Consider the following 25,608-nt stretch of genomic DNA (forward strand, 5'->3'; position numbering starts at 1 on the left):
GCGCGGTTGGCTGAGTCGCGGCCGGCCCGTGGGCACCATGCAGCCGAGCCGACAGGAGGACACCCATGAGCGCCGCGCCGATCAGCCGCTTTCCCGTGCCTGACATCGCCGGTCTCCCCGACGACATCCGCGCCAAGATCCTCGAAGTCCAGGACAAGACCGGCTTCGTGCCGAACGTCTTCCTCGTCCTGGCGCACCGGCCGGACGAGTTCCGCGCCTTCTTCGCCTATCACGCCGCGCTGATGGACAAGGATAGCGGCCTGACCAAAGCCGAGCGTGAGATGATCGTCGTCGCCACCTCGGGCGCCAACCAATGCCCCTATTGCGTCGTCGCGCATGGCGCCGTGCTGCGCATCCGCGCCAAGAACCCAACGATCGCCGACCAGGTCGCCGTCAATTACCGCAAGGCCGACATCACGCCGCGTCAATCGGCCATGCTGGATTTCGCGATGAAGGTCTCCCGCGACTCAGGCACCATCGCGGAAGCAGATTTCGAGGCCCTGCGCGCACACGGCTTTGCCGACGAGGACATTTGGGACATCGCCGCCGTCACCGCTCTGTTCAGCCTGAGCAACCGTATGGCGAATGTCACGGGCATGCGGCCGAATGACGAATTCTACGCCATGGGCCGCGATCCGGGCCAAGCGCGATCCACTTGAACAAACTGCCTTGCGGTTGGATATAAGGACGTCTCGCGGCAAATCGGATAGACCGGATGAGGCGAGCGATCCGGCGCGGGCAGCGCCGGGAGACGATCATGAAAGGTGAACAACGATGTCCAGCAAGAATCCGGGTCGCAGCGAAGTGAAATCGCGCAAGAGCCCCGAGCTCCAGGACCGCCTCGACGCCGCCGCCAAGGCCAAGCAGGCCATGGTCGAGCGGTTCCGCGCCAAGTCCGATGCTGGCGCGGCTGGAGATAAGCCGGCCGCGGGCGCCGCGGCAAAGAAGCCGGCGGCGAAGAAGGGGAAGTAAGGGGCGGATCCGCCATCCTGCGGACGATCGATAATAGGCATCGGATCCCGGATCGCCCTCAAAGCGCCGGGATCCGCCGCGCTACCAGCTCAACGTCCCCGGCGCGCCCTTGAACGGGCCGACCACCTTCGAGGTGATCCAGCCGCCGTAATAGTCGCCTTCCTGCGCCTTGGCGCGCTCGTCGCCGACCCAGCATTCGTCGACGCGCGACGCATAAAAGGCGATGAAATCCTTCAGCACGCCGTAATTCGCCGAAGGGTCCGGATAACTCCAGGCCGCCTGCTCGGAGCGCCGGCCATCGACCTCGACCGACCAATAGCGCGCCGCGCCTTTGAACTCGCAGACCGATCGGCCGCCGGCGGGCTTCAAAAACTCCAAGCTCACGTCGCCGGCCGGGAAATAATAGACCGGGGGATGGCTGGTCTCAAGAACGCGGAAGCCCGCCGTGGTGTCGGCGATGGTGCGGCCGCCATGCACGACGCGCAGCCTCTCGGTGACGCGGTCGAGCATCGGGGGCCGCGGATAATTCCACACCGATTCCTGCCCGGCCCCAGGCGTCGCGCGCCGGCCGGCATCCCTCACAGGCATTGTCTTCACCTTACAAAAACCGGCGCACCCCGCGCCGTGACAATCGATTTGGAAAGCTGATCGGCTTCCGACCAAAGGCGTCCTACTCCGCCGTCGTAGCATGAAGATATTGGCGGCGCTATCATGCGCTCGCGATCTCATGCCTCATCCAAATAGCGGGGCCGGGATCGATTCAAACAATATTTGGGAGAAAACGGATGCCACGTCTCATATTCACGGCGGGCTTGGCGCTTGCGGCGGCTTTTTCTTTCGCGCCCGGCCTCGCTCAGGCGCAGGAGAATGCGATCAGCTTCTTCGTCGCCAGCTCCGGTTCGGGCAAGGGCGCCGACCTCGGCGGGCTCGAAGGGGCGGACAAGATCTGCCAGACTTTAGCCCAGGGCGTCGGCGCGGGCAGCAAGAGCTGGCATGCTTATCTCTCGACCCAGGGCAGCGGCGCGGTGAACGCGCGGGATCGCATCGGCAAGGGGCCGTGGCAGAATGCCAAGGGCGTCGTCATCGCCAAGAGCGTCGAGGAGCTGCATGGCGAGAACAACCTGACCAAGGCCACCGCCCTGACCGAGAAGGGCGACCCGGTGAACGGGCGCGGCGATACGCCGAACACCCATGACATGCTCACGGGCTCCCAGCCCGACGGCACCGCTTTTGCCGCCGGCGAGGATCGAACCTGCGGCAATTGGACGAAAAGCGGCGCGGACGGCGCCGCCATGCTGGGCCATCACGACCGCATGGGCCTGAACGACCAGCCGCCGGCAAAATCCTGGAATTCCTCGCATCCCTCGCGGGGCGGATGCAGCCAGGACGCGCTGAAAGGCACCGGCGGCGCCGGGCTTTTCTATTGTTTCGCCACGAATTAGCTTGCACGCGAATTGCCCGGCCCCGATATCCGGAGCTGGGCAATAACGCTGACGATGAGCCGCCGCCCGTGCGATGATGCGGGAGGCGGTGGAGTGAACGCGATGCAATCTCCGGCGAAGGACGTGAAGCGGCTGGCCTGGCGCGGCGGCGCATTTTTGCGCGGCGAGCGCTCGATCCCGGAGGAGATGCCGGTCGCGCTGACCTATGACGGCTCGAGCTATGCCGTGATGATGGCGACGCCGACCGATCTGGAAGATTTCGCCATCGGCTTCAGCCTGTTCGAGGCCGTCATCGACAGCCCCGCCGATATCGACACGCTGGAAATCATCGACGTCGACGACGGCATCGAGGCGCGGATCTGGCTGAAACCGGAATTTTCAAAGCGCCATATCGGCCGGCGGCGCGCGATCCTGGGGCCGACCGGCTGCGGTCTTTGCGGCGTCGAAAGCATCGCCGAGGCGATGAAGCCGGTCTCGCATATCGACAGCGGGCTGACCATCGGCCCGGCGGAGTTGACCGAGGCGATGGGGCGCTTGCAGGCGTTGCAGGCGCTGAATGCCAGGACACGCGCCGTGCACGCCTCCGCTTTCTGGCAGCCCGGCGGCGAGCTGATCGTCCGCGAGGATGTCGGCCGGCATAATGCGCTCGACAAGGTTCTGGGCGCGGCGGCGCGCGGCGGCATCGATGGCCGAGACGGCGTCGTGCTGATGACCAGCCGGGTGTCGGTCGAGCTGGTGCAGAAGACCGCCCGGCTCGGCGCGCCGATCATCGCCGCCGTCTCCGCCCCGACGGCGCTTGCCGTTCGCCTTGCCGAGGCAGCGGGGATCACGCTGGTGGCGGTCTTGCGCGGCGATGAATTCGAGGTCTTCACCCGCCCCGAACGCATCCTCGCCCCCGCCCCCGCCGACGCGGTTTGAGGCGGGCCGCCTGAGGCGCGATGCCTTCCGTCATCGATTAAGCGAAAACCGTGTCGGCGGAAATCCTCGATCCCGGCCTTTTAGAATGCGGCGTAGGGGGCGGCATTCGCACCTCGAGGAATTGATATGAGGCGCCTCAAGGTCCAGTCGACTGCACGACGTGTGCGACATTCCCGGTGCCGGTTTGCAGAATGGTGTATACTAAGTTCCCGAATTCAGACGACGACTGCCGGAGGCTGGCCACATTTAAAAATCCCGTCTGGTGGATTTCCCCATCAATGTTGCTAAAGACCCCTGTTTGAGTAAGCGCAGCAATGTTGTCGAACCCGTCCTGGATAATGACCAGCGTGTTGACCGTACCGAAGCCCGTTTGATACGCTTCAGCTTTGTTGCCGGCTCCGGATTGAGAGATTGTGGCGAAGCTATTCATGTCGCCACCGTCCTGAAGTAGCTTTAACTCGTTGCCACCGCCGTTTTGATCGACGTCAGCGTCAGCACTGGCGTAGCCGCCGCCTTGGGTGATTTCGGCGATGTTCTCCATGCCCTCCTGGTTTATTACGACCTCTTGCATTGCGAAGGCTGCATTTTGCTGGACCAATGCCGCGTTATCTTGGCCGAGCTGGTTCACATCGGAGATCGCCAATTGAAAGGACGTGGCTTGCCGGACGTCGACCTCATTGTAAGAGCCGTGCTGATTGATCTCGGAACTCGCACCCGCGGCGAACGTATACTGCGTCGACCGGGCCAGGTTGCCGCCACCGGTCTGTAGGATAATGGAGCCTGCGGCTTGGCCCGATTGTTCCACTTCCGCTAGGTTGCCTTGCCCCGCCTGCTCGATATCAGCGTATTGTCCACCGAACTCGGTTGCAAATTGTCGGACAGTCGCATGGTTGCCGATGCCTGACTGAGAGATGCCAGCGTCATTGCTACCGGGATCGGAATGCTGCTCTACATACGCCTCCTGAGAGTTCCCGGTCTGATCGATCGTCGCAGCGCTTCGCCAGCTCAAGGCTTTTTGGCTGACTCTCGCTGTGTGAGCCGACCCCTCCTGATGAATGCTTACGGTGCTTTCCGCCGAGGGGCCAAGCTGCTGCTGCTCCACTGTGATGGTGTGCGACGTTCCGATTTGATCAACGACAGAGACGTTCTCGGCGTACGCGTTGGCAGGAGTGAGCAAGCAGGTTGCGGCGATCAGATGCGTTCTCATTGAATCCCTCTTTACTGGCAGACGGTCGTTACATCAGAGTTTGGTCCGACCGCAACTACAGGATGTGCGTCAGAACCACAGATCCGAGATGCGCGCTATACGGGAATTTCTCCTAGAAGGCATTCGTCCCCGTGCAACTGCCAATTTCCACTGGTCGCTCAAGCGAACGGGCAGCGAACGTGCCGGCGCCACTCCGGTACAATTCCGGGACGACTTCTCATCCGTGTTCGTTTTTGTTCTGTCCTGAGAGGCTGCACTTAGCGCTTGCGGCTTTAAAAGCCCTATGGGATAAGGCGCTTCCTGGCGTCGGAGTGTAGCGCAGCCTGGTAGCGCACCTGCTTCGGGAGCAGGCGCATCACTCAGGTAAATCTGACCTAAGTCGTTGTTGCGCAATCGCTTTTCTCCGATTTCCTAAATTCCCTGAAATGATCTTCGGTACATATTCGGGACGAGCTTGCAATGCGCTCTTCAGTTTTCGCGTCTCATCGGCCTGACGTTCGCTGGCAGCTCGCGGTTGACGGAAACGCTCGCCCGCAGGTCGCGCGCCTGCCCGCTTGCCATGTGGGTGTATCGGGCAGTCGATCCAATGTCCTGGTGGTCCATCGCCGCCATCAACGTCCTCAGATCGCCATTGCCACTGCGGAGCGCCCGGCTCGCAAATGTATGCCGGAGGTCATGCCTACGGAAATCATCGATCCCTGCCGCGGTGAACGCAGTGTCGGTCACTCGGCGAAGGCCGTTCTCGGTAATCGGCATCCTCTCGCCTTTGCGCTTTCCTCTCTGAACCACATAGGTGAACACAAATGGCGAACCCGGAGCCTTGACGCGGAATGGTCGCTGATCTTCACTGATGCGGTTATTCGCGCCGAGGACGCCTGTGGGACATCAGATTTCAGCGTTGATCGCGAGGGCGCCCATCGATGCTGAGGCGGCCCGGCAATTCGATTTGCCTGTCATCATCGAGAACGACTTCGCGATCGTGGGGCTCGATGCCACCCATAGCGATCATTGGAGTAAGGAGCTTGGGCTCGAGAACACCGAATTGTCCGAGATGGTCCTCGACCGTCCAGTGACGCATGAATTTGCCCGCAGGCTCGGCATGGAGCGGTACGCCTTGATCGAGACGGACTATTTCGGTGGCGCTGGCGAGCAATGTGCCGCTGTCTATTGCGGCTTGACCATCGCGATGCCAGCGACCCCGGACGGCATCAACGCCGCTCTAAAACTGTTAGGCGTGAAGCGCAAATCCGACGTGGACGAGTTCGATACGATCGGGCTAGGTCGCCATCGGTCTTTTGACGATCAGTTCGAAAAATACGCGCGATTTTAGCTGCATCCCTTGGGCGTCCATCGCCGGCAAGATTCAGCGGCCTGCCTTTGCCGCCTTGCGCGCTATCCGGGCGGCGGCCTTCTGGATCTCGGTCCATAGGTCTTCGCGGATGCCGTCGATCACAGACAAATAATCAGACTAGGTGCACGTCCGTTACGCGGTGTCTTTCACCGCTCCTATCGCGATCTCCGAGTGAGTTTGGTCAACAAACGGACGCGACTGGCAATTGTACTGGCTGGCATTAGCTCGCTAAGCAGACTAAGACGATCTCGGCTGTAGCCAAGTTTATGAAGAGTGTCGGAGGCACCGCGAAAACTGCGACTCTCTGTCCCGTGGAGGGTGAAAATGGACGATGACGAAAAAGAAGGTAGTATTCCGCTCCCAACGATTGGGAATGCCGTAGCAAAGGCCGCTAACAGTGGACCAGTAAAGGCCCTGCTTACACCTGCCGCCAAGGCTTTCGGCGACTATTTGGGCTGGCGGATCAACGACATCACAGAGGGGTGGAAGAAACAGCGAGAAAAGAACCTCGAAGCGCATGCCGCCAAGGTACAGGAAAAGGATGGCGCACCGGTTCTGCGCGAGCCCACCGAAAAACAGCTCATTCTCATAAGCGAGTGGATCGAACGCGCGCAGGAGGTAGATCCCGATGATCCGGAGATTGCTGCCCTATGGCAGAGCCTACTAGGTGCGATCTACAAAAAGCAGGCCAGCGCAAACGAATGGCTGGATATTATCAAGCAACTCAATGAGGCCGATGCGAGGTTTCTGATGCGTATTTCGCGGGCTTTTGAGGCAGAGAATTCCCGCGAAAAAGTACAAGCGAACAAGCTCGCTTCTCTCGGACTGCTCCAAGGTTTTGACTTGTCGCGCGCCGGACAGCGACTTTCAGGTGAGGCCCTCGTCTACGTGGCTTCAGTCCTTTTTGTGATTGTCTTCTCAGTGAACGCGCCTTCAAGATTGCTGATTGGCAGCGGTCTTGAAGCGGAGGCCTTCAAGGCCCTGATTATGGGATCGGGCGTTACGCTCGCAGTGGTTGGTCTGGCTTTGATGGTGCGCAGCTTCCTTCGGGAATTAAATCGGTACAGTGTCACCGACTTGGGGCGCGACATCCAGCAATCTGCATTGCGTTACCTCGACAAGAAGGCAGGCCTGGAAATCGCTATTGACGAGAAAAAGTCAAAGCGAGGACGTCGAAAAGTGGCCGAGACAGCATAGCCGCAGAACCAGCCGTCACCCCAACCTAGCCGCTGATAACGGCCCATTAGCGGCGCTCTTGAGCCGGAAGCAGACTCCCTGGCCGCTTCGGAAATGAGGCGCAAGGGGAATTGCCGCGCCCGGCGTAATGCCGGCATGCGCGGATCTCTTAAATGCCCGAGCGTGACGTCGGTGTGTGAATCGAGCTCGCTGGCGTAACAGGTGCTGCCATAACCGAAATTCCAAACTGACGGTATCATCTCTTAGGGAGATCCAATGACCGGACTGACCAGCGCTCTTGAGGCGCTTTTTTTATGGCTGCGGGCTGCTCGGCACAACAGCCCGACGTGATGACTCGCGTGGTCGAGGTGCCGTCCCCGGCGCCCTACAGGTTCATCACCTGGTCGCCGTCCGACTCGCCGCAAACCAAACACGAAGTCCGCGCTCACAATCGCGCGCACCAGGCCGTCATCAACGCCCAGAAGGCCCGCGCGAAATGAGCCGCCAGACCGTCGCCGACGATTTCGGCTCACGCCTGGCGCTGCTCGAGCGGCACGCCCAATCCACCGAGAAGCGGCTGGACAACGTCGATAGTGCGCTGGGGCGTATCGAGGCGGCATTGAGCAAGGCAGAGGGCCGCCCGGCCTTCGAGCCTATGAAGATCCTCAGTTTCGTGAAGGACGCAGGCATTCTGATCGGCATGGGCGCGGCGGCCATCATTTTTATCAGCACCAGCATCAACAGCTCACCGATGGCGGTGATGGAGAGTCAGCTCTCGTCGGTGATGAAACGTCTGGAAGCAGTGGAGACCGCACTGCGATGGAAGACGGAATTCAGCGATGCGCGCCGCTGAAACGGCGACATGCATCCGCTATGTGCCATGTCCGCTATGGGGTGCTAGCGGAAGTCGCGCCGTACCCGATCTGCGTCTTCTATAGGCTTTTTCCGCCCAGCAGGCCTACGATGGTACCAAAGCCAGTCTTTGCTAGAAAATCCAGTAATGTCATAAAATTTTTTTGAGCCTCAGTAGGAGCGGGAAATTTATATACCGCATATCCATATATAGGTATAGTAAGAACGGTTATAATAATGACCGTTATAAGTATGAATTGGTATGTTGATCCAACCTCAATAATCTTTGCGGACCGGCGGCCCAAGTTGGGGTCAGCCAGATCGACTGGCGCCTCGGTTTGCCTTGGACCATCAGTGCTTATGACGAAAGGCTTTCCAGGACTCGAGATAATTTCGGCGATTAAGGTGGCGCTATTTGCAACAGGATTGTCGGTTCCAGTTACAATTCGACGCACTTCATTGTTAGCCAAAGTTATCTCCATCGTCGTTACTGGAAAAAACTCTAAGTAAGCATGTCAGCTACTCTGACCCGCGTCATGCGATAAGGCCGCCGTTTATCTTCCGACCGAGATATTTCGTGATACAATGCACCGCGCCAAGGCCCCCAGCAAACGGATGGAAATCTCCAAGCCCGTGAACTGTAAATCCCTGAGCTTCTAGAATTTCTCGATTCCTTTGGTCGGTGGCGTTCAGTTCTTGGAAGCTACCAAACCCGTACTCCGGCATCCAAATGTCTCTTTTATTGCCATTGACTTGGACTAAAGCGTTATTCGATGTGGCAAAATACCACAAGATCTCCTTTTTTTTTGCATCTACGTAGTATGCTGAAGGTAAAGGATTTCTGATTACTTCAAAGCCAATACGCCTTAATCGCCTCGCAATGTCGTTGAATACTCCTTGCATGGAGTACCCTTTTGCGAATTGGATGTAGTCGAACCTGCTGAGCATTTTCTCGGCTTCCGAAGGATCTCCGACTAGGGCAATCTCCTGGCCTTTGGAATTTTTTCCAAGTAGGGTGATGAACATGTCGATGTGAAAGAGGGGCTGCGCAGTGCCTCGTTGATTGCCACGATAGACAACATGATGCCACAGATCGCCATTTATGCTTTGGGGGACCTTCTGTTCTTCAGGAACGGGCAGGTGGGTGCCAATCGGATATAAAATCCGATCTCTCTCCATCTCTAAACTATATGCTCGTCTAATGGCTTCTAGCTTCGTTTCGTCGGGGCGCTGAGTAATGCTGCCAATTTCGAACGAATTGTTGGGATAGTCGAGTCCAATCAACCAAGTCTCATCGCCAACGAGTATATTTCCGCCTTGAAAATACAGGTTCGAGAGGGCCAGTTTGAGGGGGGTAAACTCAGCGACTTCATCCGCGATAAACTCGTCCGCATATCTTCTGAAACTTGCTGACTCTACGAAGTATTTTTCGCTGTCGTGTAGATCGTCAGATATGCAATAAGCGTCTTGAGCCCAGATAGAAAAGTTTAAGGACGGATCCGCCGTCCCGATCACAGTTTTATGGGAGCGCCCCAGTCCGCTCACCCAGTTTTTACACTCGTCTAGGGTCGAGTCATGGGTCAAAATTGTAAACTCTAAATCCGCAGGAAGCGAGCTAAGGAGCTTGGTATAAGCGTTCTTATAAGGATCGCGCTTTGCTGGCGGATCGTTAAACAACCAATCCGGCATTGTTAGTAGTATATTGGTTATTTCTCCGTAGGCGCTCGATACAAGTTTGGGTCGATCAAGCTTTGATGCTAACTCTTTTAGTATCTCGCGAGCCCTCGATCGTTTTTGCAAATAATTTATACTAACCTCTCGCTCTGTTGCAGCGCGGATAGGTAACTTTTCATTCCTCACAAAATGATTTTCTTTGAGTGAAGTCAGCATGAAATTCCTCGAAAGCTTGCGGTAATCGGGAAATGAATTGATGCACGTAGAGGGAGCTGCTACTCGCTGTGTGGTCGCGGCTCCAAACAATGGGCAAGTAAGGATGAAATCGAATTCGAACAGATCCGGAGGTTCATCGGCATTGTACACCCACTCAGCGCATAATTATAGCACCTGTAAACCGATTTTTCAGTGTGCGCACGCACTAACCCAATGGATGATTTCTTCACGCAAACGCCGCTGTGGTGGAGACGAGGCGTCCCGGTTGTCGTAAGCCGAGCACTGATGTCCGAGTTGAGGCGTAAGCAGAAGTGGCGCCCTCAGCTTGGCTGGACGGTATTACCCGTTCACGCCGTCATCGGCGCCTGCCCCATAGCGCGCCTTAGCGCCTTCCGGCTTGGCTCCGACAGCCGCGCCCAGCGGCCGCCCTCGGCCCAATAGCGTCGCAAATCGTCGACGTCGCGCCGGGCAAGGATCGCCAGATCCTCATCATCGTCCCAAGCCGTCGCCTGCAGACCGCCATCGTCTGCATCCTCGCCCGCACTGGCGTTCTCGCCCTCAATCGCGGGCGGCTCCATCCCGTGGCGCAAGGCAACAGTCGGCCCGTGGATCGGCTCATGCGCCCCGATGAATATCACCCCCTTCGACTGCAGAAACTCCGTCAAGCGCCGCACCGTCTGTGCATGTGGCGCCTTTTTGCCAGCTTCGAGGCCGGAGATCGTCATTTTATTCACCCCGGATTGCTCGGCTAGGTCGCTGGTTTTCATCCTCAAAAGTGCCCTGGCCATCCGGAGCTGTTCTGGAGTCATCGCTCTTTCCATATTAATAATTGCCAGTTTTACCGGTCTTCTGTATTACTAATCAGGCGGCAGCGAGCCGCATGGGTTGCGTAGGAGCGGAAATGCCGGACCGATCCCCACCATTGGCGAGCGCCGCCATTCTTACCGACGCTGCTTCCGAGATGCTCCGCGACGCCGCTACCGCGGTGAAGGATGCGGGGGCGATCGATGCCGAGCAAGAAATTATTGCGCTCGCCGACCAGGTTTCCCGCGCCGCAGAAAGCCGCTGAGCCGATGAAGCCGGCGATCGCGAAGGCGCTCAGCGCGCAGCTCGCGCGCGACATTGGCGGGCGGCCTGCGGTCGACGAGCCGATCCCGTTGCCGGGGACGATCCTCTATAAGACGGTCGGGGCGCCGCTCGTGCAGCGCTTCCCCGTGCAGATGATGCCGGCGCTGCCGACCGCCTACACAATCCGGGACGGCGAACTGGTCGACCTGCGCACGCGCGCGGCCGAGTCGCCCTTCCTGCGCGCCGAGGAGGTCGAGGCCAAGCCGCTCGAATGGCTCTGGCCGGGCTTCATCCCGATCGGCGCGCTTACGCTGCTCGGCGGCGCTGCCGGGATGGGCAAGTCCCAGGCAGCAATCTCCCTCGCCGCCGCGCTGTCGAGCGGCGGCTCATGGCCGACGGGCGAGCGCGCCGAGAAGGGCTCTGCGCTGGTCCTCGAGGCGGAAGACGACGTCGCCCGCACGGTGACGCCGCGGCTGATGGCGGCCGGCGCCGTTTTGCGGCGCGTAGGGCTGGGCAAGGCTCTCGACCTGACGCAGAGCCTCGAGCTGCTCGAGGCCGAAGCCAAGCGGCGCGGTGATCTGCGCCTGGTGGTGCTGAGCCCGATCAGGAAATTCTTTGGCGACGCGGAGCTGCACGGCAATCTCGGCGTCCGGGCGGCGCTTGATCCCATTTTGGCATGGGCAGAGCGGCGCCGCGTGGCCATCCTGGGTATCGCGCACCCGCCGAAGGACAAGGAACACAAGGAGGCGTTCGCTGGCTCTACGGCCTTCCTGGAGCTGGCGCGCGCGGCCTACTCGGTCATCCCTGACCCAGGCGACAAAAATCCCGTTGTGAAGCAGAAACAGCGGATCCTCGTGGCGGCCAAGAACAATCTTGGCGCCGACGACGTCACGCTGCGCTATGCGATCGAAGGCACGCGCGCTGGGACGATAGAAACACGCAAAGTGGTATGGAAGTGAGCGGCCGCAGGCCACGCCCGGCCGGCTAGCCAGCGCCTTCACGCAGGAGCGACTTTCCGAAAAGCTCCTCAAAGCGCCGAATTATTTGCTCAAGCTCCTGCTGTATCGCGTCGGAAGCGTTCGGCTCGTATCCCCAACCAATGATTGCCTCCCATTTTCTGCATTGGGCACTCATATGCACTCCGTGCGGCGGCCATGTTCTGATAAGGCTTAATGCTGCCGTTCCAATCTGCGCGTGCGGTGCTTTCAGCTCCAGGAATGGCTGACCTGCGTCTTGGCCGAAGCAAGCCATCGCCCTGTATTTTTTTGCCTGAAGATTGCTGAACGCCGCTTTATCCTGTTCAAGCCGAGCAATTGTGCGGAAGTAAGCGTCCCGCATTTGAGCATGCCCTGGATCCTCGTCCTCCGCTCTCGGTCGGCCTTCGGCCTCGCCGACAAAGCCAGCAGGACTACGAGCCCAGGCGATGACCTCACGCACCTCGTATATGCCCGTAAGAATATCTTCGGCCAGCTCAATCTTTCGCTTTCCAGTGGCTTCCGGATGCCACTTTCGATACCCCAGCACCGCAACGGCGGCGCCGACGACTGCAGACGCGGCGACAAATAAAGGCGCTATTGCCGCGAGCTGCGTCAGAGCGTGCCACATACTCTTCCCCCTCGAATCATCATGTCACCCCCGTGAAAACATGAGCCAAAGTCGAGCTGACAAGTCGAGTGCGAAGAGAATTTATACCTGCTCCATCCAGCGCGGCTAGGGAGCCGCGGCGCAGGCGTGAACGCTCGGCGAACGAGCCAAAATCTGTTCGGGACAGTTTCGGGACGCTTTCTCATCCGTATTCGTTTTGTTCGATTTGTTGCCAACGCCGATTAGGACTTGCGGCTTTAAAAGCCCTATGGGATAAGGCGCTTCCTGGCGTCGGAGTGTAGCGCAGCCTGGTAGCGCACCTGCTTCGGGAGCAGGGGGTCAGAGGTTCGAATCCTCTCACTCCGACCAATAATCCGGCCGCATCGAACCATTCAGCACGAAGGCCGAAACGCGGTGACCCGGCGGCGCTCATGCGCGACACTGGCTGGCGCGGCGGGAGGCCGCCGGAGGCGATGTAATGCTGAAGCGACCCATTCCATCCAGCGGCGAAATGCTGCCCGTGATCGGCTGCGGCACCTACCAGACCTTCGATGTCGGCGCGGCCGCCGCCACGCGCGCGCCTTTGCGCGGCGTGCTCGCCGCCCTGTTCGCGGCCGGCGGTTCGGTGATCGACAGCTCGCCCATGTACGGCAAGGCGGAACGTGTCGCCGGCGACCTCCTCGCCGAGGAGGGGATGCGGGAGCGGGCCTTCGTCGCCACAAAAGTGTGGACCCGGGGCCGCGAGGCCGGCATCGCCGAAATGGAGCGGTCATTCGCCCTGCTTAAGGTCTCGACCATCGATCTGATGCAGATCCACAATCTGTTGGACTGGCGCACGCACCTCGCCACCTTGCGCGGCTGGAAGGCCGAGGGCCGCGTCCGCTATCTCGGCATCACCCATTACACCGCCGGCGCTCACGCCGATCTCGCCGCGATCATGCGCAGCGAACCGATCGACTTCGTGCAATTCAACTATGCGCTCGACGACCGCGCCGCCGAAACCAGTCTGCTGCCGCTCGCCGCCGAGCGCGGCATCGCCGTACTCATCAACCGGCCGCTGGGGCAGGGCAATCTTCTGCGCCGCCTTGCCCGCAAGCCGCTGCCGGATGTCGCCGCCGAGCTCGGCGCTGCGAGCTGGGCCGAACTGGCGCTGAAATATCTGATTTCGAACGAGGCGGTGACCTGCCTCATCCCCGCGACGAGCAAGCCCGAGCATATGGCGATGAATGCGCGGGCGGGCGCAGGCCCGCTGCCGGATGCCGAGATGCGGCGTCAGATTTTGGCGGCGGCGGGAGTTTGATGCGCCACCGCCCTCGGACGCCGTCACGGTGATGCGCGTTGCCAAGGCCGCCGCAGCTCACTATGACGGCCCTATGAGAGCCGATGTGGAATCAACGCCCTTAAGGCACGCGGACCGGGCAAAACGGGGCGGGCTGACCGCGCCAATACTCATGGCCGCCCTGGCGATATTGACGGCCGTGCTCTTCATCCTTTCCTTGCAGCTCGGTCCCGCGCCGCTCGGGCCGGGCACGGTCGTTCGCGCGCTGGCCGGGCTCGGCGATCCCGTCGATGTGCTGATCGTGCAGGAATTGCGGCTGCCGCGCGCCATCCTCGCCGTGCTGATCGGGGCGACGCTGGCGCTGGGCGGTGCGGCGCTGCAGGGCCTCGTGCGCAATCCGCTGGCGGCGCCCTCGGTGTTCGGCGCGCCGAGCGCGGCGGCCTTCGGCGCGGTGCTGGCCATCGGCACCGGCATGGCCGACAGCCTGTCCTTTTCGCTGCCGCTCGCCGCCATGCTTGCCGCGCTGGTCTCGGTCGGCGCGCTGCTGATCCTGGCCGGGCCTTCCGCCAGCATGGTGACCTTGCTGCTGGCGGGCCTTGCTTTGTCGAGTCTGGCGGGCGCCGCCGTCTCCCTGGCGCTCAACCTCGCGCCCAACCCCTATGCCGCGCTCGAAATCGCCTTCTGGCTGCTCGGATCGCTGGAGGACCGCAGCTTCCACCATGTCGCCATGGCAGCGCCCTTCATCGCCATTTGCTGGCTGCTGCTGCTCGGCGTGCGCGGGCCGTTGCGGGCGTTGACGCTCGGCGAGGACGTGGCGCGCACCAGCGGCGTCGATATGGGACGGCTGCGGCTGGTGACCGTGTTCGGCGTCGCCATGGGCGTCGGCGGGGCGGTGGCGGTTGCCGGGGTGATCGGCTTTGTCGGCCTGATCACGCCGCATCTGGTGCGCCCCTTCGTCGGCCACGATCCGGCGCGGGTGCATGTCCCGGCGATGCTGGCCGGCAGCGCGCTGCTGCTGGCCGCGGATTGCGCCTCCCGGCTGATCCCGTCCACGGGCGAGATCCGCATCGGCGTGCTGACGGCGCTGATCGGCGTGCCCTTCTTCATCTGGCTGGTGCTGAAGCAGCGCGGGCGCGACCTACTGGCCGGCACCGGAGGCGGCGCATGAACCTTCGCCTGGACAAGCTGGACGTTATGATGGGCGGCCGCAAGGTGCTGCGCGGCATCTCGCTCGAGGCCGGGCGCGGCGCGCTGATGATCGTGGTCGGGCCGAACGGAGCGGGCAAGACCACCCTGCTCAGGGCCATCGCCTGTCTCCTCGCCTCATCCGGGGGGCTGGATTGGGACGGCCAGGGCCTCGCCGGCATGAGTGCCGCCGCGCGCGCAAAGCTCATCGCCTATCTGCCGCAAGGCCATGTCGCGCACTGGCCGATAACCGCGCGCGACGTGGTGACGATCGGGCGCGCCCCCTTCGCCACCAGCCTGACTCGGCTGAGCCATGCCGACGCTCAGGCCATCGATGCGGCGCTCGACGCGGTCGATGCCAGGGCCTTTGCCGAGCGGCCGATCACAGAATTGTCCGGCGGGGAGCGGGCGCGGGTGATGCTGGCGCGGGCCTTGGCGGTCGGGGCGCCGCTGCTGCTGGCGGACGAGCCGGTCGCCTCGCTCGATCCGGCGCATCAGCTCGCGGTGATGGACATTCTGGTGGCGCAGGCAAAGAGCGGCCGGCTGGTGATCGCGGTGAGCCACGACCTGATCCTCGCCGCCCGCTACGCCGACAGCGTCCTGGTGCTGCGGGACGGAGAAGTTGCAGCCTTCGGGGCACCGGAGGCGACGCTGACAGCGGATCTGCTGCGCGACGTCTTCAATGTCGAGGCGCTCGAACTCAGCGCGCCCGGCCACGCGCTGCAAATTCCGTGGAAAGCTGTGCATAATCCCGTGGCCCGGTAGTATTGCCGAGGGGGTATAGCCTGTCGGCCGAGGCGCGCGCCTTATGCAATGCTACGCAGTTCCCAACCGTACCGCGAGGAGGTGGGGTGCACCGGTCCCGGCGGCAGCCGCCTTTAGCGGCGCGCCAGATCCTTGAACAGCGCCGACCACCTGGCACGCAAAGCGACCGCGGCCTTCAACTTGCCGCCTGTCGAGGCCAGGATCAGTCCGAGCAGATAGCCAAGCTGCAACGTGCCGATCAGGCCGAGGACCGAAAGCGCCCCCCGCCAGAACGACCAATCGAGCTTGACACCGATAATGATGGTCGCCACGAGGACCGCGAAAGATAGAGTAATCACGGCCCCGACCCGGTAAAAGCTCCCCGCCAGAAAGCCAGCCAATCCGGCAAGGACGAGGGCCCAAATCCAGATCTGCGTGCTGTCCAGCTCGGCGATTAATTTCGCCATCTCATACCCCGCAATGATTCAACCGCAAGAAAAGCGACGTGCCGCGCGAAGCGCGTACGGAACTATACCACACGTTGCAGGTGGCGTATCGCCACCACAACCCAAATAGGTATTTTTTCGGGTGGCGCAAAAGCCCGGCAAAGGTTTCGCCGGCCGGGGCTTCCGTTCCCCGAGCTTATAAGAATTCATCTTGTCATGAATGAGACCAAAGGCCGGGACCGAAGGCTTGGGGCGTAAGGCTGGCGCAAGCTGGCCGGGCGGGCAAGGCTGAGGCGATGGGCTTTGAAGTCTTTGTCGGCGTTTAGGTAGCGTGGCGGGCCAATAATCTGTGCCGCGCGATGACTTATTGGGATAAATCGCCCCATAACACTGGAGCCGATCGCTGAAGGCGTTGGAAAAGTAACCGTCTGTTGACAGGAACCCATACGAAATCACCTGCATTCCCCACAATTTCAACCGGCAAGGTGCCAATTCGGCACGCAATTAGCCGTGCAGAAACACTCATCGCGTGTGGGAATTCCGGGCGTCTACCGATGCAAGCGGTTCGAGCTTTGCAAAAGGATTGTGGCGCATCGGCTGGGGGCAACCCGGCCCGCCTGGGTCTCTCGTATTCGGATTGACGGCTTGACGGCGATCGAACCAGTTCTGTACATTTTTATTACAAATTTAATAATCACTCTTGCTCCTGTTTTTATCAATACAATCAAAGGTTGGTCTGATGTCAGCACCGGGCTTTTTTAGCGCCGCTCCCTCGACGCCCGCCCCGCGATGCCCTCCAAAAAACCTCTCACCCTAGAATGCCGCTCGCCTGACGATGATGCACACGCGCGCTTCACCTGAGAGGTCGAAACATGGCAAGTTCAACCAACGGCGCCAGAAAGCGCCATTATGACCTTCGCGTCTGGGGACACTCGAACATCCTCTATTGGTGGGTGATCTGGGCATACGGCTATGTCTGCGCGGCGGTCACCTATTTCTACGGCACGACCATCAAGCTGAGCGAGGCAAGCCGGCCTTTCCAGATCTACGAAGGCTCCTGGCTCGGCTGGTCGTTTCTTGTCCTGCTGCTGATGACGATCATGTTCTCCGCGATCCGCATCAAAGGCTATCTCGCGGTGATCGGCATTCTGGGGCTCCTGTTTGCCATCGAGATCCTCGACCGCACCGGCAATCTCATCATGATCGTCGCCAACGTCCCGGATCTCGTCGTCTACATGAATCTCGGCTTCTATTTCATGTTCTCGAACATCCTGCTGATCGTCTGGCTCATCGCCCTCTTCATTTTCGACCCGCTGACCTATTGGCAATTCCAGGAAGGGCAATTGCTGGAGGTCCACACGCTCGACGACGAGGACGACAAGGTCTACCCGACCATCATGATGAGCATCAGCCGGCGGCCGATGGATTTCCTGCGCAAGGCGCTCGGCTTGTTCCAAACCGGCGATATGCGGCTCAGCCCGCAGCGCGAGGGCCAATATTCCATCATCATCCCCAATGTCTGGAAAGTTGAACAAAAAATTAAACGCGCGCTTGAGGTTATCAGACAGCAATAGGTGCCGGCCCAGCCCCAATTTGGAACGAAGCCGCGGCTCGATCGCTTTTCCTCGCGTTGGAGAATTGTGGAGGGCGGCACGGGATTTCCCGCGCGGCCGCCCGTTGAGCCATTGAGTCTGCCCGCAATGCGCATCCTGTTCCTGCTGCTTCTGCTTGGGCTTCTCCCATGGGACATGGCCCCCGCCCAGGCCAGGGAGGCAACGGACGCAGCCGCGGACTCCTCAGCCGTGCCGACCGCGCTGGAGCGCCGCCTGAAGGCGCAAGGCTTCGAACTCGGCACACCTGCCTTCATCCGCATCTTCAAGGAAAGCGCGACGCTGGAGCTCTGGCTCTGGCGCGGCGGGCGCTATTACCGTTTCAAGAACTACAAGATCTGCAAATGGTCGGGCGAACTGGGGCCGAAGCTGGCCGAGGGCGACAGGCAAAGCCCCGAGGGCGTCTACTTCATTTCGGGCCGCGACCTGGTCATCAACAGCCGGTGGCACCGCGCCATGAATCTGGGCTTTCCCAATTCGCGCGACCGGGCGCTCGGGCTGACCGGCGGCGGCATCCTGATCCACGGCAAATGCTCCTCGACCGGCTGCTTTTCGATGACCGATCCCGTCGTCGAGGAAGTTTACGAGATCATTGCCGCCGCGCTCGATGCCGGCCAGCCGCGCGTCACCGTCAACGTCTTCCCCTTCCCGCTGACGCGCGCCAATCTCGCCCGCCATGCCGATGACGACTGGATCGATTTCTGGACCGGCCTGAAGCGCGGCCACGACCTCTTCCTGCGCGACGGCCTGCCGCCCCGCACTTATGTCTGCGGCGGCGAATACGCCTTCCAATCACGCACCGCGCGGCGCGTTCCGCTCGGCGGCAACAAGGTCTGCACGCCGCTCCGCAAACCCGCGGTCAGCGTCGCCGGCGCGAACGCCAAGCTGCCGAGCCGGGCCCAGCGCGCCCAGACCGCCGAGGAGCGGGCGAAAGTCTGCGATCCCAAGCGCACCGAGTGCCGATTGCTGCGCGACGCCATCGCCAGCAACGCGCCCTGTCCGCGCAAATATGCCCGCTGCCGCGTCCGCGATATCGCCGTCAGCAAGAGCATCGAATGCCCGCTGAAATTTCCCCGCTGCCGTAAGGGTCGGGCTCCCGCCAGCCCAATGGTTTCCAAAAAATAAACGGCTCATCCACAGGCTCGATCACCGGCCCGGATAGTTAGCACTCACCACTTGACAGTGCTAACAATTGGTCTTAGATCGCGAGTTAGAGGCAGCGGCGCCCCCTCTTATCGCCCTGCCTTCAATTTCTCGTCCGGTCCTTTGATGGAGGTTTGTCTATGAAGTTTCGTCCGCTTCATGATCGTGTCGTCGTTCGCCGTATTGATGCCGAGCTGAAGTCCGCCGGCGGCATCATCATCCCCGATACCGCCCAGGAAAAGCCCCAGCAGGGCGAAGTCGTCGGCGTCGGCCCGGGTGCCCGTGGCGATGACAACGAGCTCATTCCGCTGGACGTCAAGGTCGGCGACCGCGTGCTGTTCGGCAAATGGTCGGGCACGGAAGTCAAGATCGACGGCGAAGACCTTCTCATCATGAAAGAGAGCGACATCATGGGTATCATCGAGGGCGCTGCCGTCGGTGGGAAGAAGTCGAAAGCCGCTTAATTTCTGATCCGAATTCCAAGGAGACAAATCGATGGCAGCAAAAGACGTTAAATTCGGCCAGGATGCGCGCGAGCGGATGCTGCGCGGCGTGGATATTCTCGCCGATGCCGTGAAGGTTACTCTTGGCCCCAAGGGCCGCAATGTCGTGCTCGACAAGAGCTTCGGCGCTCCCCGCATCACCAAGGACGGCGTCACCGTCGCCAAGGAAATCGAGCTTGAGGACAAGTTCGAGAACATGGGCGCGCAGATGGTGCGCGAAGTCGCCTCCAAGACAAATGACATGGCTGGCGACGGCACGACCACCGCGACCGTTCTCGCCCAGGCCATCGTCAAGGAAGGCGCCAAGTCGGTCGCCGCCGGCGCCAACCCGATGGATCTGAAGCGCGGCGTCGATCTCGCCGTTGCCGCGATCGTCAAGGAACTGGCCTCCAAGTCGAAGAAGATTTCCTCCAGCGCCGAAGTGGCCCAGGTCGGCACGATTTCCGCCAATGGCGACGCCGAAATCGGCCGCCTGATCGCGGAAGCGATGGAGAAGGTCGGCAATGAGGGCGTGATCACGGTCGAAGAGGCCAAGAGCCTCGAGACCGAGCTGGAAGTCGTCGAAGGCATGCAGTTCGACCGCGGCTACATCTCGCCCTATTTCGTTACCGACGCCGAGAAGATGCGCGTCGAGCTCGACGATCCGCTGATCCTCATCCACGAGAAGAAGCTGTCCAACCTGCAGGCGATGCTGCCGGTGCTCGAGGCTGTCGTGCAGTCCTCCAAGCCGCTGCTGATCATCGCCGAGGACGTCGAGGGCGAGGCTCTTGCCACGCTCGTCGTCAACAAGCTGCGCGGCGGCCTGAAGGTTGCGGCCGTGAAGGCGCCGGGCTTCGGCGACCGCCGCAAGGCCATGCTGCAGGACATCGCCACCCTGACCGGCGGCGAGCTGATCTCGGAAGACATCGGCATCAAGCTGGAAAACGTCACCATCAAGATGCTCGGCAAGGCGAAGAAGGTCGTCATCACCAAGGATGACACCACCATCGTCGACGGCGCCGGCAGCAAGGACGACATCCAGGCCCGCGTCGCCCAGATCAAGCAGCAGATCGACGACACGACCTCGGATTACGACAAGGAGAAGCTCCAGGAGCGTCTGGCCAAGCTCGCGGGCGGCGTTGCCGTGCTGCGCGTCGGCGGCGCGACCGAAGTCGAGGTGAAGGAGAAGAAGGACCGCGTCGACGATGCGCTGAACGCCACCCGCGCGGCCGTCGAAGAGGGCACGGTTCCGGGCGGCGGCGTTGCGCTGCTGCGCGCCATCAAGGTGCTCGACAAGGTCGAAGTCTCCAACGAGGACCAGAAGGCGGGCGTCAACATCGTCCGCAAGGCGATCCAGACACCGGCTCGCACCATCGCCACCAATGCCGGTGAAGATGGCGCGGTCATCGCGGGCAAGATCCTGGAAAACAGCAACTACAATTTCGGCTACAACGCCCAGACGGGCGAGTATGGCGATCTGGTTGCCCAGGGCGTGATCGACCCGGCGAAAGTGGTGCGCTCCGCTCTGCAGGACGCGGCCTCGATCGCCGGCCTGCTGATCACCACCGAGGCGATGATCGCCGAGAAGCCGAAGAAGGACGCCGGCGGCGCCCCGCAGATGCCGGGCGGCATGGACTACTAAGTCCTCCGAGCCAGATGACATGCGAAGGCCCGCCACCCGGCGGGCCTTTTGCATTGGGGCCATCCCGGGGACGGGCAGGAACCGCCGCCCTACTGCGCCAGCATCCCGCTATGCTTAGCCTTGAAGTCCGGTTCGACGTGGATGGTGATGAGCGTGTCGCCCATGTCGGCCTGCATGGCCTGCTCGATCCGGTCGCAGATCTCATGCGCCCGGGCGACGGTCATGTCGCCCGGCACCACCAGGTGAAAATCGATGAAGGTGCGCCGGCCGGCATGGCGGGCGCGCAGATCGTGCGCCTCGATGGCGTCTTGGGAATTGGCAGAGATAAGCGCGGTGATGCGGCCGAGGATTTCGGGAGCGGGCGCTTCGTCCATGAGGCCGCTCACGCTCTCCTTCAGCAGGCGCCAGCCCGACCAGAGAATGCTGAGCGCCACCAGCGCGGCAAGCACCGGGTCTAGCACCGCCCATCCGGTCAGCACCGCCAGCAGCAGGCCGACCAGGACGCCGATGGAGGTCAGCACGTCGGTGAACAGATGCATTCCATCCGCGACGAGGGCAGGGGAGCGCTGCGCCCGGCCGGTCCGGATCAGCAGCCAGCACCAGCCCGCGTTGATGACGCTGGCCAGGGCATTGACCGCCATACCCTCCCAGGGGGCATCGATCGGCCTCGGCGTCATGATGCCGAAATAGGCGGCCCGCAAAATCGCCAGCGCCGCGACCACGATCAGCACGCCTTCCAGCACCGCCGAAAAATATTCCGCCTTGTGATGTCCGTAGGGGTGGTTCGAGTCGGCGGGCTTGGCGCTGGTCTTGATGGCGGCGAGCGCCACGAAGGCGGTGACGACGTTGATGACGCTTTCCAGCGCGTCGGAAAACAACGCGATCGAGCCAGTCCAGGCATAGGCCAGATATTTCAGCCCGAAGACGATGCAGGCAATGACGATGCTGCCCGCCGCCAGCGTTTGAATATTTTTCACGGCCCCTCCGAATATCACCGGTCGCACTCCGTCGAAGCGCAACGAGCACTGCGGCTAGGCCGTATCAAATTCGGACGGGTCTTGCTATCCCTATCGATATACTTGCAAATTGTTTGCATGTGCATTCACCGCGCATTGCCAATTCGATAAGCTCGGACCGGCAACACGCGGGACCATTCGAGCGCTTGGAGCGGGTAGGGGAATGTGGGGCCGGCTCCCCCCGCCTCATCCCGCTCCAGGCCATATGATAGATCACTGTCATGAATTTGGATTGAGCCGATCCAAAAAAAGCTGATCTAGTCTTCCGACCGCACCGCCCGGTCCAGGCTGAGAGGGCCGCCGCCGACCGAGGCGATATAGAGCAGCACGAAACAATATAGCACGGCCAGTTCGCCGCCATTGAGGATCGGGTAGAAGCCACGCGGATAATGCGCGTAGAAATAGGCGACGGCGGTCATGCCGGACAGGATGAAGGCCACCGGCCGGGTGAACAGCCCGAGGATGAGCAGCACGCCGCCCACGAGTTCGAGGATGCCGGCGGCGCCGCCCATGGTGGTGGGCGAGGCGTTGTTCATCGGGCCGACCGGGAAGTTCAGATATTTGGTGAATCCGTGCTGCAGCAGCAGCAGCCCGGTCATGAATCGCAGGACACTGAGCAGCACCCCGCTGAATGGACTTAGGAACGTCATGGTTTTTTTCCCCCTTGATTGTCGTGACACCCGATAGATAAGCTGAATCACCGGGGATGGCCGATTCAATTTGTCGGGATAAGGCGAGGGGTGGGTGCGAAATGAACAGCGCAACCGCCTAGGGCTCGGATCTATTCGGAGCGCGCCGGTCGTTCGAAGCCGATGGCCTCGACGATCCTGCGCTGCGCTAATTGCCCTCCGACCGGTTCTTGGCGTGCCAGACCAGATGCTCCAGCAATTCGGCCGTACGGGTGACCGAGGAGCGGATGCTCTCCAGCATCTCCGGAACCCGGGCGAGGTCGACGCCGTCGGCGATTTCGAGCGCGGCGCGCTGCGCATTGCCGACCAGCGAGGCGAGCAGGTTGAGATAGGCGATGTCGGTGTCGCTGCCGAGCCGGGGCGACTTGACGTCATGGCTCCGGATGATGCCGTCCTGCAGACGGCGCCGCGCCGTCTCCACCGCCTTGCGCTCGGTCACGTCGAAGAACAGCAGCACGAAGCCGAGCACCCGGCCGGGCGGTGCGACGACCGGATCGGCCCGCAGCAGCAGCGTGTTGGTCCCGGCCTTGGTCTGGAACGCCACCTCGCCGCGCCAGGAGCGGCGCTGCCGCATCAGCTCCTTCAGCCGGCCGCGCACCTCCTCCGGCTCGGAGAACAGCGGCGCCAGTTCCAGAATGTTCCGCAGCGCCGTCCCGGCCCCTTGCGGCAGCAGATCGAACGCCTCGTTGGTCAGCATGATGTCGCCCTTGGCGTCGGCGATGATGACGAGATCGTCGGAAGGGCGGATCTGCTGCTTGAGCTGATCGAGCTGGTCCTTGATGATCAGCATCCGCAGCGAGCGGAAATGCAGCACCACGTCCGACACCGACTCGCCCATCATCCTGGCGATGGCGAGATCGGCCGGGCTCCACGGCTCGCAGGTGCCCTCGACGAGCTGGTGCCATTTGGCGAAGGAGCGGCGCGGCGAAAGGTCGTTCGGGGTCTCCCCAATGATGAAGGGCTTGAACGGATTGCCGCCCCAGGTGACGGTATGCACCCGTTCGGGGCGGAACCAGATCAGATATTCGCCGGGGACATTCGAGACCGGCACGGCGACCAGCCCGCTCGCCACCGGCGTCAGCGAGGCGAATTCGGGCTCATCCATGCCGAGCGACGTGGTGCTGATGAGCCGGGCGCGCTTGCCGTCGAGCCATTTGCCGATATCGCGCAGCTTGTGCGTGCCGGGCACCTCGCCGGCCGAGAACACCTGCTTTTCATAGAGCAGCGCCGCGCCGGTGGCGTTCAGCGGCTGCAGCACCGGCTGCGGGCTGGCGAACAGGCCGGTCTTCCAGTCGCCCTCCCGCGCCATCGCCTCGATCATGCGCTCCTCGAGCCGGCGCACCGACATTTCCGACTGGGCGCGGGCGAAGCTCTCGAGAGCGGTGATGCGGGTGGCGATGGTCTCGGCGAGCAGTTCGCAGACGGCGCGCACCTCGTAATGGGCAAAGCGCGCCACGTAATGGTGGCAGGCGAGCAGGCCCCAGAGCCGTCCGCCGACGACGAGCGAGGCGACCAGCGTCGCCTGGACGCCCATGTTCTTCAGATATTGGATGTGGATCGGCGACATGCTGCGCAGGAAGCAGAGCGACATGTCGAGATCCTCGCCCGTCAGCGGCGAGCGGTGCGGCACCAGCGGCACCGGCGTATTTTCGACATCCTCCAGCATCCTCACCCGGTTGCGCTCATAGAGGCGGCGGGCGATTTGCGGGATGTCGGAGGCGGGATACCAATTGCCGAGATAAGGCTCCAGCTCGGGCCTCCGCTGCTCGGAATAGACCTGGCCGTGGCCGTCCTCGTCGAAGCGGTAGAGCATGACGCGGTCGTAGCCGGTCAACTCCTGCACGATGCGCACCGACTGGTCGCAAAGGGCACGCAGCGAATTGGATTTGAGGATGGTTTGCAGCGCCCTTTCGACATGTTTGGAAAGGTCGACCGAGGGGCCCGCCCGCTCCAGCTCGATCACCAGCCCGCCTTCGGGCGGACGGTGCAGCAGGGCGTCGAAGGCTGAGGCGGGATTGCCGATGTGGCACCGCACCGCCAGCGGAATGGTCGAGAGCGGCTCGCCCAGATTGGGGCGGATACGCTCCAGGAGATCGCCCTCCAGATCGTCGAGCGGCGATCCGAGCACGTCGCGATCGAGCTTGAGAAACGCGGCCGCGTTGGCGCTGGCCTGGATGACGGTGAAGTCGGGCTCGCTGACCACCAGCAGCGCGCCATGGGGCTGGATCGATCCCGCCAATTGGATCTGCTCGCGTTCGCAATTCGACAAATCGGCCTTGCCGAAAGCCGGCGGCGAGCCATAGCGAAGCGTCATCGACTGGTCTCCAAGCGGCGGGACCGTCAATCTAGAAGCATCTTGCCGGCCGCGTCCAGCTTGGCGGCAGTAAAACGGGGAAGCTTTGAGAGTCTATCGCTCCAGGCGAAAGCAATAAGCCCTCGCCCGTTGGGAGAGGTCGGCGCGCAGTTCATCCTCTCCTGGAGGTTTTCACGGACCTCCCCACGTCGCCCCGGCCGTCAGAGCCGGGACCTGCTCGCCTCTTGCCGCAGTGGTCGCTGATCTGCGAGTGGGTCCCGGCTCACCGCTTCGCGGTGTCCGGGACGACGAATAGGAGGGGCCGAGCCGCATTGGAGCGGTCGGACAAAAAAGCCTGCGCCACCCATTCGAGATGAATGAAGCGGCGCAGGCTGTCGGCGGAACACTGGCGCGGCGGCAACTATTCCGCCGCCAGCCCCACATATTTGCCCTGGCCGACCGGGCATTGCGCCCACATCGCCGACAGCGCCGAGGCGAGCCAGTCCATGTGCTCGTCGGTGTGCAGCGGCGTCGGGGTGAGGCGGATGCGCTCGGTGCCCTTGGCGACGGTCGGGTAATTGATGGGCTGTACGTAGATGCCGTAATGGGCCATCAGCAT

Annotated in this window: 28 protein-coding genes and 1 tRNA gene; 17 read left to right on the top strand and 12 right to left on the bottom strand. The window is 61.8% G+C overall.

The annotated features are described in order from the left end of the window. Nucleotides 1–65: 65 nt before the first annotated feature. The gene (locus BLEFHOIH_RS14060; RefSeq protein WP_088346500.1) at nucleotides 66–659 is read left to right on the top strand and encodes a peroxidase-related enzyme; all 594 of its coding nucleotides are present in this window, start codon (nucleotides 66–68) and stop codon (nucleotides 657–659) included. Between the two features lie 115 nt (nucleotides 660–774). Beyond that, nucleotides 775–972 (top strand): hypothetical protein, encoded by a 198-nt coding sequence (locus BLEFHOIH_RS14065; protein ID WP_088346501.1) that lies wholly within the window; start codon nucleotides 775–777, stop codon nucleotides 970–972. Nucleotides 973–1,053: 81 nt separating this feature from the next. Here BLEFHOIH_RS14065 and BLEFHOIH_RS14070 read toward each other — a convergent pair whose 3' ends face one another. Beyond that, the gene (locus BLEFHOIH_RS14070; protein ID WP_088346503.1) at nucleotides 1,054–1,560 is read right to left on the bottom strand and encodes a DUF427 domain-containing protein; all 507 of its coding nucleotides are present in this window, start codon (nucleotides 1,558–1,560) and stop codon (nucleotides 1,054–1,056) included. Between the two features lie 197 nt (nucleotides 1,561–1,757). On the opposite strand from BLEFHOIH_RS14070, the gene BLEFHOIH_RS14075 reads away from it, so the two are divergent. Beyond that, nucleotides 1,758–2,414 (top strand): hypothetical protein, encoded by a 657-nt coding sequence (locus BLEFHOIH_RS14075; protein ID WP_088346505.1) that lies wholly within the window; start codon nucleotides 1,758–1,760, stop codon nucleotides 2,412–2,414. A 102-nt stretch (nucleotides 2,415–2,516) separates the two neighbouring features. Continuing rightward, entirely contained in the window at nucleotides 2,517–3,332 is an 816-nt protein-coding gene (gene fdhD, locus BLEFHOIH_RS14080) for a formate dehydrogenase accessory sulfurtransferase FdhD (RefSeq protein WP_088346507.1), read from the top strand. A gap of 136 nt (nucleotides 3,333–3,468) precedes the next feature. Here fdhD and BLEFHOIH_RS14085 read toward each other — a convergent pair whose 3' ends face one another. After that, entirely contained in the window at nucleotides 3,469–4,539 is a 1,071-nt protein-coding gene (locus tag BLEFHOIH_RS14085; RefSeq protein ID WP_125461707.1) for a hypothetical protein, read from the bottom strand. Nucleotides 4,540–5,007: 468 nt separating this feature from the next. Continuing rightward, a complete protein-coding gene (locus BLEFHOIH_RS14090) occupies nucleotides 5,008–5,391 on the bottom strand; it encodes a tyrosine-type recombinase/integrase (RefSeq protein ID WP_088346511.1) in 384 nt (127 codons plus the stop codon). Between the two features lie 25 nt (nucleotides 5,392–5,416). Between BLEFHOIH_RS14090 and BLEFHOIH_RS14095 the strand changes: the two genes are divergently transcribed. The 3 genes from BLEFHOIH_RS14095 to BLEFHOIH_RS14110 all read left to right on the top strand — a co-directional run bounded on the left by BLEFHOIH_RS14095 (nucleotide 5,417) and on the right by BLEFHOIH_RS14110 (nucleotide 7,919). Beyond that, a complete protein-coding gene (locus tag BLEFHOIH_RS14095) occupies nucleotides 5,417–5,869 on the top strand; it encodes a hypothetical protein (protein WP_125461708.1) in 453 nt (150 codons plus the stop codon). A 345-nt stretch (nucleotides 5,870–6,214) separates the two neighbouring features. Further along, nucleotides 6,215–7,087, top strand: coding sequence for a hypothetical protein (locus BLEFHOIH_RS14100; RefSeq protein WP_125461709.1), 873 nt, complete (start codon nucleotides 6,215–6,217; stop codon nucleotides 7,085–7,087). Nucleotides 7,088–7,562: 475 nt separating this feature from the next. Further along, nucleotides 7,563–7,919 (top strand): hypothetical protein, encoded by a 357-nt coding sequence (locus BLEFHOIH_RS14110; protein ID WP_088346519.1) that lies wholly within the window; start codon nucleotides 7,563–7,565, stop codon nucleotides 7,917–7,919. Nucleotides 7,920–7,998: 79 nt separating this feature from the next. Here the strand turns inward: BLEFHOIH_RS14110 and BLEFHOIH_RS26245 are convergent, their stop codons facing one another. From BLEFHOIH_RS26245 to BLEFHOIH_RS14120, 3 genes are all read right to left on the bottom strand, one after another. Then, nucleotides 7,999–8,388, bottom strand: a complete 390-nt coding sequence (locus BLEFHOIH_RS26245; protein ID WP_125461710.1) for a hypothetical protein — start codon at nucleotides 8,386–8,388, stop codon at nucleotides 7,999–8,001. 64 nt (nucleotides 8,389–8,452) lie between these two features. After that, nucleotides 8,453–9,808 (bottom strand): hypothetical protein, encoded by a 1,356-nt coding sequence (locus BLEFHOIH_RS14115; protein WP_125461711.1) that lies wholly within the window; start codon nucleotides 9,806–9,808, stop codon nucleotides 8,453–8,455. Nucleotides 9,809–10,155: 347 nt separating this feature from the next. Continuing rightward, a complete protein-coding gene (locus tag BLEFHOIH_RS14120) occupies nucleotides 10,156–10,629 on the bottom strand; it encodes a helix-turn-helix transcriptional regulator (protein WP_088346523.1) in 474 nt (157 codons plus the stop codon). Nucleotides 10,630–10,709: 80 nt separating this feature from the next. On the opposite strand from BLEFHOIH_RS14120, the gene BLEFHOIH_RS26695 reads away from it, so the two are divergent. Further along, nucleotides 10,710–10,877 (top strand): hypothetical protein, encoded by a 168-nt coding sequence (locus BLEFHOIH_RS26695; protein ID WP_170937160.1) that lies wholly within the window; start codon nucleotides 10,710–10,712, stop codon nucleotides 10,875–10,877. A gap of 4 nt (nucleotides 10,878–10,881) precedes the next feature. Continuing rightward, nucleotides 10,882–11,835: an AAA family ATPase gene (locus BLEFHOIH_RS14125; protein WP_170937161.1), complete on the top strand. Its 954-nt coding sequence runs from the start codon at nucleotides 10,882–10,884 to the stop codon at nucleotides 11,833–11,835. A gap of 25 nt (nucleotides 11,836–11,860) precedes the next feature. Here the strand turns inward: BLEFHOIH_RS14125 and BLEFHOIH_RS14130 are convergent, their stop codons facing one another. Then, on the bottom strand, nucleotides 11,861–12,481 hold the full coding sequence (locus BLEFHOIH_RS14130; protein WP_088346526.1) for a hypothetical protein: 621 nt from the start codon (nucleotides 12,479–12,481) through the stop codon (nucleotides 11,861–11,863). 271 nt (nucleotides 12,482–12,752) lie between these two features. Between BLEFHOIH_RS14130 and BLEFHOIH_RS14135 the strand changes: the two genes are divergently transcribed. The 4 genes from BLEFHOIH_RS14135 to BLEFHOIH_RS14150 all read left to right on the top strand — a co-directional run bounded on the left by BLEFHOIH_RS14135 (nucleotide 12,753) and on the right by BLEFHOIH_RS14150 (nucleotide 15,689). Continuing rightward, nucleotides 12,753–12,829 (top strand) — tRNA-Pro (locus BLEFHOIH_RS14135). 109 nt (nucleotides 12,830–12,938) lie between these two features. Continuing rightward, a complete protein-coding gene (locus tag BLEFHOIH_RS14140; protein ID WP_088346527.1) occupies nucleotides 12,939–13,760 on the top strand; it encodes an aldo/keto reductase in 822 nt (273 codons plus the stop codon). Nucleotides 13,761–13,911: 151 nt separating this feature from the next. Next, nucleotides 13,912–14,907 (top strand): iron ABC transporter permease, encoded by a 996-nt coding sequence (locus tag BLEFHOIH_RS14145; RefSeq protein WP_245297008.1) that lies wholly within the window; start codon nucleotides 13,912–13,914, stop codon nucleotides 14,905–14,907. Continuing rightward, nucleotides 14,904–15,689: an ABC transporter ATP-binding protein gene (locus BLEFHOIH_RS14150; protein WP_088346529.1), complete on the top strand. Its 786-nt coding sequence runs from the start codon at nucleotides 14,904–14,906 to the stop codon at nucleotides 15,687–15,689. Before BLEFHOIH_RS14145 ends, BLEFHOIH_RS14150 begins: the two co-directional genes overlap by 4 nt. 113 nt (nucleotides 15,690–15,802) lie before the next feature. Here the strand turns inward: BLEFHOIH_RS14150 and BLEFHOIH_RS14155 are convergent, their stop codons facing one another. After that, a complete protein-coding gene (locus BLEFHOIH_RS14155; protein WP_088346530.1) occupies nucleotides 15,803–16,135 on the bottom strand; it encodes a hypothetical protein in 333 nt (110 codons plus the stop codon). A gap of 851 nt (nucleotides 16,136–16,986) precedes the next feature. On the opposite strand from BLEFHOIH_RS14155, the gene BLEFHOIH_RS14160 reads away from it, so the two are divergent. The 4 genes from BLEFHOIH_RS14160 (at nucleotide 16,987) to groL (ending at nucleotide 20,991) form a co-directional block, all read left to right on the top strand. Then, entirely contained in the window at nucleotides 16,987–17,688 is a 702-nt protein-coding gene (locus tag BLEFHOIH_RS14160; protein WP_125461712.1) for a hypothetical protein, read from the top strand. Nucleotides 17,689–17,814: 126 nt separating this feature from the next. Further along, the gene (locus BLEFHOIH_RS14165) at nucleotides 17,815–18,849 is read left to right on the top strand and encodes a murein L,D-transpeptidase family protein (protein ID WP_088346533.1); all 1,035 of its coding nucleotides are present in this window, start codon (nucleotides 17,815–17,817) and stop codon (nucleotides 18,847–18,849) included. A gap of 158 nt (nucleotides 18,850–19,007) precedes the next feature. Continuing rightward, on the top strand, nucleotides 19,008–19,331 hold the full coding sequence (locus tag BLEFHOIH_RS14170) for a co-chaperone GroES (RefSeq protein WP_088346535.1): 324 nt from the start codon (nucleotides 19,008–19,010) through the stop codon (nucleotides 19,329–19,331). Between the two features lie 31 nt (nucleotides 19,332–19,362). Further along, nucleotides 19,363–20,991 carry a chaperonin GroEL gene (gene groL, locus BLEFHOIH_RS14175; protein WP_088346537.1) on the top strand — a complete coding sequence of 543 codons (1,629 nt, stop codon included), beginning with the start codon at nucleotides 19,363–19,365 and terminating at the stop codon, nucleotides 20,989–20,991. Between the two features lie 89 nt (nucleotides 20,992–21,080). Here groL and BLEFHOIH_RS14180 read toward each other — a convergent pair whose 3' ends face one another. The 4 genes from BLEFHOIH_RS14180 to BLEFHOIH_RS14195 all read right to left on the bottom strand — a co-directional run. Next, a complete protein-coding gene (locus tag BLEFHOIH_RS14180) occupies nucleotides 21,081–21,968 on the bottom strand; it encodes a cation diffusion facilitator family transporter (protein ID WP_088346552.1) in 888 nt (295 codons plus the stop codon). Nucleotides 21,969–22,264: 296 nt separating this feature from the next. Further along, on the bottom strand, nucleotides 22,265–22,657 hold the full coding sequence (locus tag BLEFHOIH_RS14185; RefSeq protein WP_088346539.1) for a DoxX family protein: 393 nt from the start codon (nucleotides 22,655–22,657) through the stop codon (nucleotides 22,265–22,267). Between the two features lie 187 nt (nucleotides 22,658–22,844). Continuing rightward, nucleotides 22,845–25,010, bottom strand: coding sequence for a PAS domain-containing sensor histidine kinase (locus tag BLEFHOIH_RS14190; protein WP_088346541.1), 2,166 nt, complete (start codon nucleotides 25,008–25,010; stop codon nucleotides 22,845–22,847). Nucleotides 25,011–25,410: 400 nt separating this feature from the next. Beyond that, nucleotides 25,411–25,608, bottom strand: a 198-nt coding sequence (locus tag BLEFHOIH_RS14195) for an aminotransferase class I/II-fold pyridoxal phosphate-dependent enzyme (RefSeq protein WP_088346543.1), incomplete at its 5' end; no start/stop codon positions are given.

The organism is Rhodomicrobium sp. R_RK_3, assembly GCF_002198715.1.
Lineage (GTDB): Bacteria > Pseudomonadota > Alphaproteobacteria > Rhizobiales > Rhodomicrobiaceae > R-RK-3.

Coding starts and splice junctions, on each gene's coding strand:
- BLEFHOIH_RS14060 (WP_088346500.1), top strand. CDS start 66: ATGAGCGCCGCGCCGATCAGCCGCTTTCCCGTGCCTGACATCGCCGGT.
- groL (WP_088346537.1), top strand. CDS start 19,363: ATGGCAGCAAAAGACGTTAAATTCGGCCAGGATGCGCGCGAGCGGATG.
- BLEFHOIH_RS14155 (WP_088346530.1), bottom strand. CDS start 16,135: ATGGCGAAATTAATCGCCGAGCTGGACAGCACGCAGATCTGGATTTGG.
- BLEFHOIH_RS14075 (WP_088346505.1), top strand. CDS start 1,758: ATGCCACGTCTCATATTCACGGCGGGCTTGGCGCTTGCGGCGGCTTTT.
- BLEFHOIH_RS14125 (WP_170937161.1), top strand. CDS start 10,882: ATGAAGCCGGCGATCGCGAAGGCGCTCAGCGCGCAGCTCGCGCGCGAC.
- BLEFHOIH_RS14070 (WP_088346503.1), bottom strand. CDS start 1,560: ATGCCTGTGAGGGATGCCGGCCGGCGCGCGACGCCTGGGGCCGGGCAG.
- BLEFHOIH_RS14170 (WP_088346535.1), top strand. CDS start 19,008: ATGAAGTTTCGTCCGCTTCATGATCGTGTCGTCGTTCGCCGTATTGAT.
- BLEFHOIH_RS14130 (WP_088346526.1), bottom strand. CDS start 12,481: ATGTGGCACGCTCTGACGCAGCTCGCGGCAATAGCGCCTTTATTTGTC.
- BLEFHOIH_RS14110 (WP_088346519.1), top strand. CDS start 7,563: ATGAGCCGCCAGACCGTCGCCGACGATTTCGGCTCACGCCTGGCGCTG.
- BLEFHOIH_RS26695 (WP_170937160.1), top strand. CDS start 10,710: ATGCCGGACCGATCCCCACCATTGGCGAGCGCCGCCATTCTTACCGAC.
- BLEFHOIH_RS14085 (WP_125461707.1), bottom strand. CDS start 4,539: ATGAGAACGCATCTGATCGCCGCAACCTGCTTGCTCACTCCTGCCAAC.
- BLEFHOIH_RS14150 (WP_088346529.1), top strand. CDS start 14,904: ATGAACCTTCGCCTGGACAAGCTGGACGTTATGATGGGCGGCCGCAAG.
- BLEFHOIH_RS14160 (WP_125461712.1), top strand. CDS start 16,987: ATGGCAAGTTCAACCAACGGCGCCAGAAAGCGCCATTATGACCTTCGC.
- BLEFHOIH_RS14185 (WP_088346539.1), bottom strand. CDS start 22,657: ATGACGTTCCTAAGTCCATTCAGCGGGGTGCTGCTCAGTGTCCTGCGA.
- BLEFHOIH_RS14065 (WP_088346501.1), top strand. CDS start 775: ATGTCCAGCAAGAATCCGGGTCGCAGCGAAGTGAAATCGCGCAAGAGC.
- BLEFHOIH_RS14140 (WP_088346527.1), top strand. CDS start 12,939: ATGCTGAAGCGACCCATTCCATCCAGCGGCGAAATGCTGCCCGTGATC.
- fdhD (WP_088346507.1), top strand. CDS start 2,517: ATGCAATCTCCGGCGAAGGACGTGAAGCGGCTGGCCTGGCGCGGCGGC.
- BLEFHOIH_RS14100 (WP_125461709.1), top strand. CDS start 6,215: ATGGACGATGACGAAAAAGAAGGTAGTATTCCGCTCCCAACGATTGGG.
- BLEFHOIH_RS14115 (WP_125461711.1), bottom strand. CDS start 9,808: ATGCTGACTTCACTCAAAGAAAATCATTTTGTGAGGAATGAAAAGTTA.
- BLEFHOIH_RS14165 (WP_088346533.1), top strand. CDS start 17,815: ATGCGCATCCTGTTCCTGCTGCTTCTGCTTGGGCTTCTCCCATGGGAC.
- BLEFHOIH_RS14190 (WP_088346541.1), bottom strand. CDS start 25,010: ATGACGCTTCGCTATGGCTCGCCGCCGGCTTTCGGCAAGGCCGATTTG.
- BLEFHOIH_RS14145 (WP_245297008.1), top strand. CDS start 13,912: ATGGCCGCCCTGGCGATATTGACGGCCGTGCTCTTCATCCTTTCCTTG.
- BLEFHOIH_RS14120 (WP_088346523.1), bottom strand. CDS start 10,629: ATGGAAAGAGCGATGACTCCAGAACAGCTCCGGATGGCCAGGGCACTT.